This window comes from Microcoleus sp. B7-D4, assembly GCF_036705125.1.
In the GTDB taxonomy this organism is placed as follows: Bacteria; Cyanobacteriota; Cyanobacteriia; order Cyanobacteriales; family Microcoleaceae; genus Microcoleus.
Window position 1 is genome coordinate 1 of record NZ_JAUBTT010000148.1, and the last position, 13629, is coordinate 13629.

The 13629-nt window shown below is 44.9% G+C and carries 14 protein-coding genes; 3 read left to right on the top strand and 11 right to left on the bottom strand.

The features are described 5' to 3' along the window. Positions 1–222: 222 nt before the first annotated feature. The 6 genes from QUB12_RS34525 to QUB12_RS34550 form a co-directional block, all read right to left on the bottom strand. On the bottom strand, positions 223–2925 hold the full coding sequence (locus QUB12_RS34525; protein WP_333310670.1) for a protein-arginine deiminase family protein: 2703 nt from the start codon (positions 2923–2925) through the stop codon (positions 223–225). Positions 2926–3026: 101 nt separating this feature from the next. Then, on the bottom strand, positions 3027–3368 hold the full coding sequence (locus QUB12_RS34530; protein WP_333163649.1) for a DUF5615 family PIN-like protein: 342 nt from the start codon (positions 3366–3368) through the stop codon (positions 3027–3029). 3 nt (positions 3369–3371) lie between these two features. Beyond that, positions 3372–3698: a DUF433 domain-containing protein gene (locus QUB12_RS34535; RefSeq protein WP_333310673.1), complete on the bottom strand. Its 327-nt coding sequence runs from the start codon at positions 3696–3698 to the stop codon at positions 3372–3374. 53 nt (positions 3699–3751) lie between these two features. Further along, positions 3752–4078, bottom strand: coding sequence for a DUF433 domain-containing protein (locus QUB12_RS34540; RefSeq protein WP_333310674.1), 327 nt, complete (start codon positions 4076–4078; stop codon positions 3752–3754). Positions 4079–4098: 20 nt separating this feature from the next. Beyond that, entirely contained in the window at positions 4099–7194 is a 3096-nt protein-coding gene (locus QUB12_RS34545) for a type ISP restriction/modification enzyme (protein WP_333310676.1), read from the bottom strand. 74 nt (positions 7195–7268) lie between these two features. Further along, complete coding sequence (locus QUB12_RS34550; protein ID WP_333310678.1) at positions 7269–7748, bottom strand: helix-turn-helix domain-containing protein; 480 nt, start codon at positions 7746–7748, stop codon at positions 7269–7271. 111 nt (positions 7749–7859) lie between these two features. Here QUB12_RS34550 and QUB12_RS34555 point away from each other — a divergent pair, with 111 nt between their 5' ends. Further along, positions 7860–8201, top strand: coding sequence for a DUF433 domain-containing protein (locus QUB12_RS34555; protein WP_333310680.1), 342 nt, complete (start codon positions 7860–7862; stop codon positions 8199–8201). Further along, complete coding sequence (locus tag QUB12_RS34560; RefSeq protein ID WP_333310682.1) at positions 8201–8563, top strand: DUF5615 family PIN-like protein; 363 nt, start codon at positions 8201–8203, stop codon at positions 8561–8563. The genes QUB12_RS34555 and QUB12_RS34560 overlap by 1 nt, the downstream gene beginning before the upstream one ends. Before the next feature lie 124 nt (positions 8564–8687). Here the strand turns inward: QUB12_RS34560 and QUB12_RS34565 are convergent, their stop codons facing one another. The 3 genes from QUB12_RS34565 to QUB12_RS34575 all read right to left on the bottom strand — a co-directional run bounded on the left by QUB12_RS34565 (position 8688) and on the right by QUB12_RS34575 (position 11844). Continuing rightward, positions 8688–10100 carry an NAD(P)(+) transhydrogenase (Re/Si-specific) subunit beta gene (locus QUB12_RS34565; protein WP_333310684.1) on the bottom strand — a complete coding sequence of 471 codons (1413 nt, stop codon included), beginning with the start codon at positions 10098–10100 and terminating at the stop codon, positions 8688–8690. Then, the gene (locus QUB12_RS34570; RefSeq protein WP_006633295.1) at positions 10097–10390 is read right to left on the bottom strand and encodes an NAD(P) transhydrogenase subunit alpha; all 294 of its coding nucleotides are present in this window, start codon (positions 10388–10390) and stop codon (positions 10097–10099) included. The genes QUB12_RS34565 and QUB12_RS34570 overlap by 4 nt, the downstream gene beginning before the upstream one ends. Positions 10391–10695: 305 nt before the next feature. Further along, positions 10696–11844: a Re/Si-specific NAD(P)(+) transhydrogenase subunit alpha gene (locus QUB12_RS34575; protein WP_333101701.1), complete on the bottom strand. Its 1149-nt coding sequence runs from the start codon at positions 11842–11844 to the stop codon at positions 10696–10698. Positions 11845–12427: 583 nt separating this feature from the next. On the opposite strand from QUB12_RS34575, the gene QUB12_RS34580 reads away from it, so the two are divergent. Further along, positions 12428–12940, top strand: a complete 513-nt coding sequence (locus QUB12_RS34580) for a DUF2808 domain-containing protein (protein ID WP_333138593.1) — start codon at positions 12428–12430, stop codon at positions 12938–12940. Between the two features lie 20 nt (positions 12941–12960). Here QUB12_RS34580 and QUB12_RS34585 read toward each other — a convergent pair whose 3' ends face one another. After that, the gene (locus QUB12_RS34585; protein ID WP_333300783.1) at positions 12961–13164 is read right to left on the bottom strand and encodes a hypothetical protein; all 204 of its coding nucleotides are present in this window, start codon (positions 13162–13164) and stop codon (positions 12961–12963) included. A 102-nt stretch (positions 13165–13266) separates the two neighbouring features. Beyond that, on the bottom strand, positions 13267–13629 hold a 363-nt coding region (locus tag QUB12_RS34590; RefSeq protein ID WP_333310685.1), incomplete at its 5' end, for a transposase.

Sequence of the window (13629 nt, forward strand, 5' to 3'; positions counted from 1 at the left end):
GTCTGACCAATTCTTTTTTAAGAACTCTCCGAAAGCCTCTTGACAAAAGACTTACAGCCTTAACTTGTCACCAATGGTGGAACAGGCATCTTGCCTGTTCCTAAAAGGCTAATTGAGAAGGGTGCAAGATGTCAGTTACAGGCGAGTATTGTTGGTGAACCCGCCCCTACAAATTACCCATTCCCCATTCCCAATTACCCATTCCTCATTACCAATTACCCATTAGTAATTATTAGGCAAAGACTGCCAAAAAGGCCGCTCTTCTGGCTTCCTCACAGTATTCGTCGCCGACTGCACGTTTCCTTTTAATTCTTGATAATACCTGTCATCCAGAAAACTAACGCTGACGCCAGCAGGAAGCAGCAGTTGGCGCAATCTTTCCTGAGTGTAATCTACACCGTCAATCATTGGCCCGCGCGGATTTGAAACTAACAACTTGCCGTTAACTGGCACCGAATTGACCATATTTGGCCACCAAGCATAACCGCTGTAGCCAAACATCACCGGAACTTGAATAATTTGGTCGTCTCCGAGTAAAAACTCTCTTTTCAACTTCTCTATAATCGGATTAAGTTTCTGATTTTGCAAATAGAGATTGTGTTGAATTAAAGCACGGTTTTTCAAAGCGGCGCTGACAGTTGTTTCAGTGCTCAAACCACGATTGATCGCCACATCGCCGTAACCTCTTCCCTCCAATTCTTCCAACAGCTTAACTCCAGCTTCGGGACTGGCGATCGCCATTACATATTGTCCGGGAGTTTGAGTGGGAATAAAATTGATAATTTCATCGACTTGGCGAGTCAAAAGCCAAGAAGTATCAATATCCACTGGCGGCCCTTGAATTCTCTGAGCTTGAATAAAATCAAGTACCTCTGGATTAAAACTAGCATTTCCCGAATTCCCGTAATAAACTCGACCCATTGGCTGTCCGGGAATCGGCGGCGTCACCTGCAAATTGCCGTATCCGTCAGACCACTGACTTACAGGGTCTAAAGAACGAGGATTGCCAATTTTAAATACTTTCAAATCCCGGTCTTGAGTTGATTTAAGAGGCGGGTTTTTCTCTGGCTCGCTATTGCTTTTTATGGCTACATTAAACTGGCGGATCTCCGATTTTTCTGGGAGTTGAACGTAGCCGTTTTTCTGGGTATCTTGCATCCAAGTGCGATCGCCCTGGAGAATTTTTACTTTAGCGCCCGTGGGTTCTACTGCTTGTTTTAGTTGGGAGATAAATTCGCTGTTGACCGAGCCTCTGTCGCTGACCTGAACTTCGGTTACTGGCGCTGTATTGGGCGCTATCATCCAAGGACTAACGCCCATTTGAATAGTTGTGGAAGCGATTTCTTGACCGTTGTTTTGGGCAGTTGCTTTGAGATTAACAGTGCCGTTCCAGTTGCGATCTGCAAATTGTTTGGCTTCGACACCTAAAACAATATTCGTGCTGAAAACTAGAGGTTTAGCACCGGATATATCTACCGGTTGCCAGCCGTCGCCCGTCTTCTGAAAAACGCTGATGTGAGGGCTAGCAATGCTGTCAGCAGTGATAAATAGTTGAGAGGTTTTGAAGTTTTCAGACAGTGTTAAGTTAACTTGAGAAAGCATTGCTGCACGGCGGGGAGCGCTAACTTTGGTTTGTTTCCAAGTCGGTATCTTGCCGCGATCGTTATTGCGATCGTTAAATAAAATTAGCGCGCCCTTGGACAAAGACCATTGTTCTTTTCCCGCTTCGTCTTGCTGGTTAATTTGGCCATCTCTGTTAGTATCTCCCACAAACAAAAAGTTCGACGGGGACGCAGCAGGCGTAACTGGGGCGGGAGTTGGTGTTGCAGTTGATTCAGGAGTTGGTTGAGAAGTTGCTTGCTGATTTCTCTCTAACTCTTGTCTTTCAAGTTCTTGTCTGGCTAATTCTTGTCTGGCTAACTCTTGCCTTTCAACTTCTTGTCTGGCTAATTCTTGTCTGGCTAATTCTTGTCTGGCTAATTCTTGTCTGGCTAATTCTTGCCTTTCAAGTTCTTGTCTTTCAAGTTCTTTGCGGGCTAATTCTTGCCTTTCAAGTTCTTGTCTAGCTAACTCTTGCCTTTGGAATTCTTGCCTTTCAAGTTCTTTACGGGCTAATTCTTGCTTTTCAAACTCTTGCCTTTCCAGTTCTTTACGGGCTAATTCTTGCCTTTCCAGTTCTTTACGGGCTAATTCTTGCTTCTCAAACTCTTGCCTTTCTAGTTCTTTTCTAGCCCGTTCTTTTTTCTCTTGCTCTTTTCTCTCTATTTCTCGACGAGCAATTTCTTTTTTCTCTTGCTCTTTGCGGGCTCGCTCTCTTATCTCTTCTTCCTCGGCTCTAATTTTCTCAATAGAACGTGCGACTTGCATTTCATAGGTAGCGACACTGAGGTTTCCTTGATATTCGATGGTTTTGTCGATCGCCCGATCTGCCAAAAAAGAATCGTGAGGAATGAGTCGCAGGGTATTGATAGCCAACTCCCACAGCCGCTGGGACTCTTCCCAAGTAGCAGAAGAAGGATTTGAAGTGCGTCCAATTACGACAGCTTGGGCGGCTAATTTAGCAGCATCGTCCCAATTATATTTTGCTCTTTCTTCTATTTGAATCTGACTTTGAACGTTTTGGAGTTGCTGCGTCAGAGTTTGGGATTGCTGGCGGTTGATTGCGGATTTCCAAAGTTCACCAGGAAACGGGGCGCTGTCGGAAGTTTTGGCAAGGTTATCTAATTGTACTTTCAGGCGATCGCGCAATTTGTAGAGCTCGGAAAGGGATTGCGGAGTTTCGCCCTCTGACTGTCGCCCAGAGAGTGCGAGTTGGTAGTTTAGGGAAGGTTGAGCCACTGTTGTGGGGACTGCAACCCAAATAATACCGATGACGACACCGAAACCATTGATAATGGCGATCGCAATATATTTAACCAAACGCATATAGTTTATCCTCAGACACGCCAATAATTTTACCTAATCTTGGGAGCAATGGGGGATTTAATTGTAAGATTTTAGGATGGGTTTGGGCGAGCGGCTTTTTTTCATGTCGAAGGACGGTTAACTCGAATCAATTTACCGTTCAAAGTATCGATCGCAGAAATAGCCTCATTAATTCGGGTCGCCTGTCTTTCCCAGTTGCTATCTTGAGTACAAATGATAATACCAGCATGGTTGGGCTGTGAGCGATGCAGTCGAATGAAATCCCCTCGATTGAGAGTCAAAACTGCTCGCTCATTACTCACTGCAAAAGCCAATACATCCTCATCAGGAATCCCTAATCCTGCGTTTCCGGCTTCTTGAACTGTTAATACATCGTGACCTAAAGGTCGAAGAAACTCAACTACTGGCAACGGATACTGTTCGTCTGCATAAAGTCGCGCCATGTTTTAGGCTTCCTCATTATCTTTGATTGCTTGTTCAATTTCTTCTGGGTAAGCATCAGCATAAGCCCAAGCATTGACCAAATCAGCCGCAGTCAAATGGGGATAGCACTTAAAAAGTTCCGCATCGCTGCATCCGAGACGGCGATAACCCACCAGTACCCAAACTTGTATGCGAGTATTGCCGACACAGGCATCCCCTCCACAGACACCGGGAGTCTTTTTAATGCCTAAAGAACCGTTGGTTAAATTTTGAGTTAGGATGCTGATTAGTTTAGCTTTATCAGCGAGATTTAAGGTTAAGACTTGAGTTTCTAATTCTTGTATAGTCATAAGTGCGATCGCCGGAATATATTATCTAGATTATAGCAAATTCCCGCCATGTTTTAGGCGGCCTCATTTCTAGCGATTGCAGCTTCAATTTCCTCTGGGTGTGCCTCAGCATAAGCCCAAGCATTCGCCAAATCTGCTGCACTCAAATGAGGAAAGTCTTGCAAAATCCGCACATCATTTGCACCCAGAATGCGATAATTTACCAGCGACCAAATAGGTATGCGAGTCTTGGCAATTCTAGCATCGCCACCGCACACGCCCGGAGTTTTTTCTATTTCTTGCCAAGTATTGCTTAAACTTTGAACTAATAGCTGTATTGCCTGAGTTTTTTCAGCGGGAGTTAAGGCAAGGAGTTGTTTTTCTAATTCTTTCAGTGTCATTTTTTACCATCTCATAAACTTTACTCTATGGGGAAGCCAGGAATCAGTAGATCGATTTCTACCATCAGTTGCATGGTTTCTTTGAGCGCAACCACCACCTTTTGATAGTGCAGTACATCATCAAAGGATAAAGTGCGTTTGGCTTTCTTACGGTCTTTGAGCCATTTTTCTAAAACCTGATAACCGCCAATTTTAAACTCCCAAACTTCGGGGGCTATGCCTTCAAAATAGCGGGTTTTGTTGATATAAACTCGTTGTTCTGCGGGTTTATAGGTAACTTCGGTAACGGCATTGTCACCATCGCCACTCATTTTAGTAATCAGCTTATTCAGCTTTTTCGATTTCATCAGGTGCAGGTCTACCAATGCCTGACCTTTTGCACCCAAGTCTTTGAATAGCTGGTCGTTGCTGGTCAAAGGCACACGAGGAAAGTCGCCTTTGAGGAATTCGGCGTAGCGTTGGCGATAGGTGGGGCTATGGAAGATGGCGTAGATGTAGTAAAAGATGGCTTCTGGTGTGGGAATATAACCAAGTATGTGTCGAATTAAATCTAAAAATTTTTGAGATAAATTTGGCTTGCATTTCTCCTCTAAAAGTGATTGTTGAGGATTGTCCTCGTCAGGATATAGATAAAGACGAGCTAAAGCCATCGTACCTTTATTACTGTAAAAAGCTCGATTATCTACAGCGTGATTGGCCACTGTAAAATGGCTGTAATCCTCTTGAAGTGCTACTTGTCGCATAAAGATCATGCCTAAATTTTCTTTTGAAATAATGTGACGCATCACATCATGCCTTGAGCGCTCTACTAAATCCTCATGAGAATAGTAAAAAAGAGTATCAAAAGGTCGATAAAGGCATTCAGTAAAATAGTTCTCCCACTCAGTATCTGCTGCTAGTGAGCGTCGTTTCTCACTTAATTTCCAGCTCCCTGTATCGGGAATAAAATATTTCTCAGCTACCTCTTGGTTTGAAATAGTTAAATCTCTAAATTCTTTTATGCGCTCATACAGCGCTGTCCGTTCAAAATCAAATACAAAATGATCTCGATGAGTTTTGACCCCTGTGGAGTTAACTGGCATAATTTCTGTAATTTTCCACCCTGTATTATATTCTGCTAGTAAATCAGTATTTTGAGGACTGAATAAATAGAAGGGTAATTGAGGTGCGATCGCTTTCCAATCAACATCGTCAATACAACTTTGATTCAAAATTTCATATTTAGTCGCTCGATCTCCCCAAAGATCAGCATGATGAACATTAGCTGCACCCGTCTTTCCAGGCTCTTTAATAAAAATTCCAATACTAACACCCTGCTGAATATCAAAGACGTTTTGATCGGGAGAACCATCTGGAGAAATTTCTTTTCTTTTAGAATTACCGTGTAAATCCAAGAGATAGATATCTGTAAATGTTTTCATCAAATTCTGACGCATCCCTCGAAATGTTGGATTATCGAGATAACCATGATTGGTAATGAACGCTAAAACGCCATAACCGGTTTCACTGACTCGCCACTGCCCAAAGCGAATGAATTTTACATAATCATCTTGCAAATATTTGGGATTTTTTTCTCCGAGCGGTAAACCGTTCACATAGTAATAATCGCGAACTAAACCAGCGATCCACTCACTTTTATTTGCCGAATGTCCTGAATAGGGCGGATTGCCCAACACCACCATCACAGGTGTATCTCGTTTTACCGTCGAAGCTTCATTTGCTTCCTGTGCGACAAACTGACCAAACAAAATCTCTGACTTTTTCATTGCCTCATCTAGCGTATTGGTGAGGTAAATGCCTAATCGTTGTTTGCCCTTAAATTTGTAACCAAGTTCTTCAAGTTCTAGCCCTAGCTTCAGATGAGCAATGGCATAGGGAGCCATCAATAACTCAAATCCAAACAACCGATTCAGCAAATTATCTCGCACATAGCTATCCCACTGATTCGCCATGCCAATTTCTTCTAAATTGCGGTAAATTTGCTTTACCACTTCATACAAAAACGTACCCGTACCCGTTGCAGGGTCGAGAATTTGCACTTTCGGCTTTTGTGTTACTGGATCTTTGGCGTTATCAGCTAATCCCAATGGCAAATCGAAGCGGTCTTTGAGAATCGCATCAACCGATCGCACAATAAACGACACCACAGGTTCCGGTGTATAATAAACCCCTCGACTCTTTCGCAAAGCTGCGTTATACGCCGCCAAAAACGTTTCATAAAAATGCACCACCGGGTCTTCTTGCCGAGTGCGCTGCCCAAAGTTTTCGAGAATGCTACCCATATCAACTTGAGACAGCAATTGCACCAGATCGTCGATCGCCCAATCGATCTGACTGACTGCATCCGTTTCGACGATCGTATTAAACAATCGCTTCAAAAATGGGTTTGTTGCTGGAATATACGTGCCAGCCGTGCGCCGAGTAAACGGTTCGCCCCCTGGATTTTGAGCATGACCAACTCTTGCCGCAAATAACCCATAAGAAATCGTCTGAGCATACATATCAGCAAAATCAGCATCATTCAAATCGGGCAACAACACCTCACTAAAGCCCTGTTTTAGTTGATGCAATTCACCGTCTTTCCTTTCTCCCTCCAGCGCAGTTGTTGTTGCTAACCGGATTGCCTTCGTCAACCTCGCCATCTGTCGCGCCAGGTCTTCAGGACTGCTGATAATCTCGCCTGTATAGTTGAGAAATTGATCCAGCAAAGCCGCAATCTTTTCTGTAGCTCTTGATTGCAGTTTGTTCTCACTACGGTCTGCTAAAATTTCCTTCTGCCTGCGCTTCCCATTCACATACCAGCGAAACTCTAAATAATTGGTCAATACTAGATTCGGAAACGCTTCTATATACCGCTGCAATTGCTCCGATTTTTCTATCTGATCCAGGTCTAGCCCCACGTCTTTGGCTTCTACATAACCCACCAGTAGTTCCCGCCGCCTCACTGTAAAATCTGGAATCCCTGCCTTGTTGCCTTTTTCTTCAATGACGGCATCAATTCCCTTGTCTGAGTCATCCAGCAAATCTTTCAGCGCTGGATAATGGCTGCGCTCGCTACCTTTTTGCAGGTTATTTTGAATCGACTTGAGGTAAGCATCAAAAGATATAGACGGCATTGAATCAGTTTCCTGGTTTAGTTTGGTTTTCGCCACTCTGCCATTGTTAGTTTAGCCGTAAAGGGCTCAATCTGCTAGCTAGATACTCTGCTCTCATGGAATTCCTCTTCTTGGCTAAACTGAGCTAATTCCTTGAGAATTTCGCGGCGCTTAACACTACGCTGCTGTTTATATGCGATCGCACTTGCCAAACTTATCCGCCGCTGGTTTCCTACTTTTCCATAGGCAATTTCCCCATCATCGAGCAATTTGACTACAAATTCTGGCGACACATTGAGCAATGTCGCAGCTTCTTCAACAGTCATATCTTGCTCAATTGGCACTAAAGACACTGCTTTACCAGCCGCCATTAAATGTGCAGCTTGACACAACAATTGATAGAGAGATTCAGGAAGTGCGATCGCTTCCCCGCCAACTTCCACAAGTTTTACTTTTAATGTTTCAGCATCACCATTTTCTGTCTTGAGACATAGCATTTTATCTAACAATTTGATAGCTATTGTTTCTTCCTCAGTCGGTAAAACTGGATCTAGGAGTATTTTGGGCTGGTTCATGGAAATGTTTCCTGAATTCGTTTAATGCTATTATAGTATCAACTCAAGCTTGTAGCCAATGTGCTAAACTCAGTATACACTCAAGACTCACAGGGAAAATAATAAACTATTATGCAATTAGAAGATTACTTTGAATTCTTAACAGCCGAAGATATCCGCATCAAAGGAACCCGCGTCGGTATCGAACACATTCTCTACGAATACATTTACCGCGGCCAAACTCCAGAAGCCATAGCTCAAAAATTTCGGACAGTGACTATGGCTCAAGTTTATGCTACGATTCTCTACTATCTGGAAAATACAAAAACTGTAGGTAAATATGTAGGAGATTGGTTAGAATATTGCCTAAAAGCTGAAGCTGAGTACGATCGCAATCCATCACCTTTTGTCTTAAAAATGCGTCAGCTTAGGGAACAAAAAAATAAATCACAACAACTGGATCGAGCGCATTAATGATTGTTAAATACTTGTTGGACGAAAATATGGCTCCTGAATATCGAGTGCAGCTTTTATATCATCAATCGGATATTATTGTGTTGGTAGTTGGTGATGAAGGTGTTCCGCCAAAAGGAACGAAAGACCCAGAAATTTTATGTTGGTGCGAGGAGAATAACTTTATCCTCGTTACTAATAACCGACGTTCAATGCCAGTTCATTTGTCAGACCATATAGCCCAAGGTCGTCACGTCCCAGGAATTCTGACAATTCGTTTAAATGTAGATATTGGCAAGGTAATTGAGGGTTTAATTGAAATTGCTGGAGCATCTTTTGAAAATGAGTATCAAGATAGGATTGAATTTATTCCGTTAATTTAATTAAAATGGCTGGCGATAGATCGTGCTTCAATATCAAAAACAAAAACCCGGTTTATCCAATAAACCGGGTTCAATTATCAGCGTTAATCAGCGTTAATCCGCGTTCATCTGCGGTTAAAAAATCCTACAACTGCTTCACCTCAGAAACCAATTTGGCAACCACATCCTTAGCGCTACCAAACAACATCATCGTCTTATCCTTGTAGAACAACTCATTGTCTACCCCGGAAAAACCAGCACTCATCCCGCGCTTAATTACGATCGTATGCTTAGCCTTATCAACCTCCAAAATCGGCATCCCATAAATCGGGCTCGCCGTATCGTGACGCGCCGCCGGATTCACTACATCGTTAGCCCCGATTACCAAAGCAACATCCGTTTCTTCAAACTGCGGATTGATATCGTCCATATCGTACAACTGCGGATAAGGCACGTTTGCTTCCGCCAACAGCACATTCATGTGCCCCGGCATCCGCCCAGCCACCGGGTGAATCGCGTATTTCACGTCAACACCCATTTTTTCCAAACCGTCGGCTAACTCGCGCACGGCGTGCTGTGCTTGCGCTACAGCCATTCCGTAACCGGGAATAATTACAACCGATCGCGCATAACCCAACATCATCGCACTTTCTTCGAGATTGATGCTGCGAACAGTTTTGTCGATCGCATCACCAGCAGCCCCAGCATTACCCGCAGCACTTCCGCCACCGCTACCAAAGGCGCTAAACAGCACACTACCAAGCGATCGATTCATCGCCTTGCACATGATTTGCGTCAAAATAATCCCCGACGCGCCCACCAATGCACCAGCGATAATCAGCATATTGTTCATCAAAATGAACCCAGCCACACTCGCCGCAATCCCCGAATAAGAGTTAAGCAGCGAAACCACCACCGGCATATCGCCGCCCCCAATCGGGAGCACAAACATGATTCCCAGAATATTGGAAATCGCCACCAAAGCCAGGAATACCGGCACATCCTCCGGGTTAAACAGCATATAACCGCTGCCGGCTAAAAGTGCGATCGCCAGCATGGCATTAAACGGCTGTTGCAGCGGAAACGTCATGGGCGCACCAGGTAGCAATTCTTGCAGTTTCGCAAACGCCACAAGGCTACCAGTGAAAGTAATTCCGCCAATTAGTACACCCAAAAGGATCGTGATTGTCGCATCAGGCGCAGGCGATTCCGGGATGCTGAGATAGCGCCAGAATTCGCCCACAGCAACGAGTGCAGAAGCCGCGCCCCCGAAACCGTTAAGCAAACCCACCATCTGGGGCATATCCGTCATCGCGACGGTTTTTGCCATAATTGTTCCCAAAATCGAACCGATGATAATTCCGACAGCAATCAATTCGTAGCTGATGACTTGCTTTTCCAGCAAAGTACCGACGATCGCAATTAACATCCCGATCGCAGCTAACACATTCCCTTGACGCGCAGTTGCAGGGGAACCCAACTGTTTCAAACCGATAATAAACAAAGATGCGGCAACTAAATAACCTAGTTGAATGCCACTGGGCAGAAAATCGCTCACGCTTTAACCTCTTTTTTCTTGAACATTTGCAGCATTCGATCGGTTACTAAGAAACCGCCGACTACGTTAATTGTGGCCAGGGCGATCGCGATCGTCCCCAAAATCGAAGTAACAGTCACATTGCCTTGGCCAGAAATCAGAATTGCACCTAAAACGGCAATTCCAGAAATCGCATTCGATCCCGACATCAAAGGTGTGTGCAGCGTCGGCGGGACTTTATTAATTACTTCAAATCCCACAAACGACGCTAGAGTAAACACCACTAAACCTGCAATCAATCCTTCTGCCATAACAATTGGTAATTGGTAATTGGAAATAACTCGTTCCCGGTTGCGTCCGCCAGTCCGCCAGGGAATGAATTCCCTGACTCATAGCAAAAGTCCTCTTAAGAGGACTAATAAACATCTCCCATAATTCTTGTGGAACAGGCATCTTGCCTGTTCAAAAAAGCCTTTTTTGGAGATATTTAATCAGTTCTTCAGTCCTCTTCAGAGGACTTGAGCTTTGAGGCAGGGGTTTCAACCCTTGCCGGACTATCGGACTATCGGACTGCCGGACTATCGGACTGCCGGACTTTGCCTCATAACGACAGAATCTAACTGACGGCTGAAGCCTGAGCTGCCAAAGCATCCCGAACTCGCTGATTGCTAATTTCACCGTCGCGGGCAACACAAGCACCAGCAATGATATCGTCTTCAAAATTCAAATTGAGTTCCTTATCTTTCACCATCAACTGAAGTAAAGAGGAGATATTCTTCGAGTAAGTTTCGCTAGCGTGGACAGGCATAGACGAGGGCACATTAATCGGGCCGATGACATTAACGCCGTTCCATTCAACATCTTTCCCCGCTTCCGTGCATTCGCAATTGCCGCCTTGTTCGCCCGCGAGGTCAACAATTACAGATCCGGGCTTCATTTGAGAAACCATTTCTCTAGTAACTAAAATAGGTGCTTTTCTGCCGGGAACTTGAGCGGTTGTAATCACTGCATCGGAAGCGCTGACGTGTTGGGTGAGCACTTGGCGGGTGTATTCTTTAGCCGCTTCTGATAGCTCTTTAGCATAACCTCCGGCGGCGACGGTTTCTTCCTTGAGTTCGACATCAAGGAATTTAGCGCCCAAACTTTGCACTTGTTCTTTTGTTTCCGGGCGGATGTCGAAGGCTTCGACTACCGCACCCAAACGACGCGCCGTGGCGATCGCCTGTAAGCCAGCAACGCCCACACCCATTACCAATACTTTCGCGGGGCGAATTGTACCCGCCGCCGTTGTCAGCATCGGAAAATATTTCGGCAAAGCGGCGGCTGCGATCAATACCGCTTTGTAACCGGCAACGTTGCCCTGAGATGACAGTGCATCCATGCTTTGAGCGCGGCTGGTGCGCGGGATCATTTCCATGCTGAAGGCCGTTACTTGGCGATCGGCTAAACGCTGCACTAAAGCTGGATCTCCCAGAGGATTCAAAAATCCGATGAAAACGCCTCCTTCCCGGAGTTGATGAACTTCTGATTCTTGCAGGGCCCCGATTTTGACTACGACATCGGCTTCGCCCCACAGCCTAGCGGTATCGGCGACAACCTGAGCTCCCGCTTCTTCGTAAGCAAGATCCGAGAAAAAGGATTGTGCGCCGGCACCGGCTTCAACCCAAACTTCGACGCCCTGTTTGACTAATCGGGCTACAGCGTCGGGTACTAAAGCCACCCGGCGTTCCCCTGCTGCTATTTCTTTTGCGATCGCTAATTTCATGAACTCTCCTTATTTAAGCCTTCCCAGGGCGGTTGAAGCCGCGCCTACACAGACAAAACCTGCCTCCGCAGGTTTCTTGAAGTGCGATTTTTAATCGCCCGATGCCTTGCTTTACATTGAAGCAGCCCTTGCCCTAAACTTCTCTCGTTGATACTAAAGCCGATCGCCCAAATTCGACCCGTATCTTTAACTTATCTTATACATTCAAATTCGCTAAATGGTTAAGTTGGCCACCGATTATGATATAATTTTATGTCGCCTAATTCTGTAGTTAGAATGTCAGTTATCAGTATTACGCAAAAATTACGCAAAAAATAATTGACGATCGAGCAATTTGTTCGGAGGTTCCCAGATTCAGCGTTTCGGAGACTTAGGATGGAGGCACAGAAAAGCGTCGGGTTCTAACCAGCCCCCAGATTCATTCTCAAAGCAGACGGGAGTAAATCTAAAATCTAAAATCTAAAATCTAAAATCGGCTCGCCCTCATCAAATTGCTGAGAGATTCGATATATTGTAGGCACGATCGCAAATTTCGGGCGAGCAATATTAAATGTTCACCAAGAGTTTAATTAGAGGAGTTGTTATGCGACGATTATTTTCAGCACTAGCGGTTACAGGTTGCTTGGTGGCTGGATTACCCGCCATCAGTTTAGCCCAGTCAATGCCAGGATTCACGATTTTCGGCGGCCCCGATCGCGCCAACCAATTAAACTATCGCTTGGATTACGGTACAGCCGGGATGAGTGGCGATAGATATCGGCTGCGAATTCCTTCCAAAAAAGTAAGTTTGGCGATCGCCCAACTCAACATATCCTATCCCGACTACTACAAAGGCGAATTTGACCAAAAAGACATTAAAGTGCGCGTCAAAGACAAAACAATAGAATTGCAAGAAGTAATCTGGGACAAAGAAAATCGATTCATAGAAATTTATCCCAAAGAACCAATTGCCGCCGGCAACAATGTTGAGGTTGTACTCTCCAACGTCAGAAACCCATCTCCCGGCGGAATGTACCATTTCAACGTCCGCATCCGCACCCCTGGCGACGTTCCCTTGCTGCGTTACCTCGGCACTTGGCTGTTGAGCATTAGTTGAGGGAAGGAATTTCTCGTTAGTCAAGCGATCGCGACAGAAAAATTTAAATGTGGCGATCGTTTTGCTACGGGCAAAAATTTAACTCTACTCAAATCTTGGTTTTCCTCACATCTTGCACCATTCTCGCTTAACAGGCTTTTCGGCCTGTTCCACAAAGAGTGAATTTTCTTGTGGAACAGGCCGGAAAGCCTGTTCATAAAAAGCTTATTGAGAATGGTCAACATCTCAGTTTTCGGCAGTTGTGAAAATAGAACCTCCGGCTCATATCGCAATTCTCAATGATTCTTGACATACTCCCCCGGCTCTTATCACGGGGGATTCTAAGCTCAGACAGCGATTGCAGGCATAGCCTGTCTAACATCGCCTAACTTAACGGTTGATGCCCCAACCGCACAAATATTCTTAGCTGCATTCTCGTCTCTGTCGTTCACGTTCTGACAGGACGGACATCGCCATTCTCTCGTATTCACATCCAACTTTTTTAGGACGTGTCCACAATGATTGCAAGTCTTCGAGGATGGATACCACTGATCAATGAAGATCACCTGCTTATTTTTTTTCTTGGCAACCCATTCGAGAACTTGGAGAAATTCGCCGAATGCAATGTCTGAGATTTTACGTCCCCAAAGTCGTTGCATTCCTTTTAGATTCAACGTCTCAAAGCACAGCACGTCGAACTTATCAGTTAG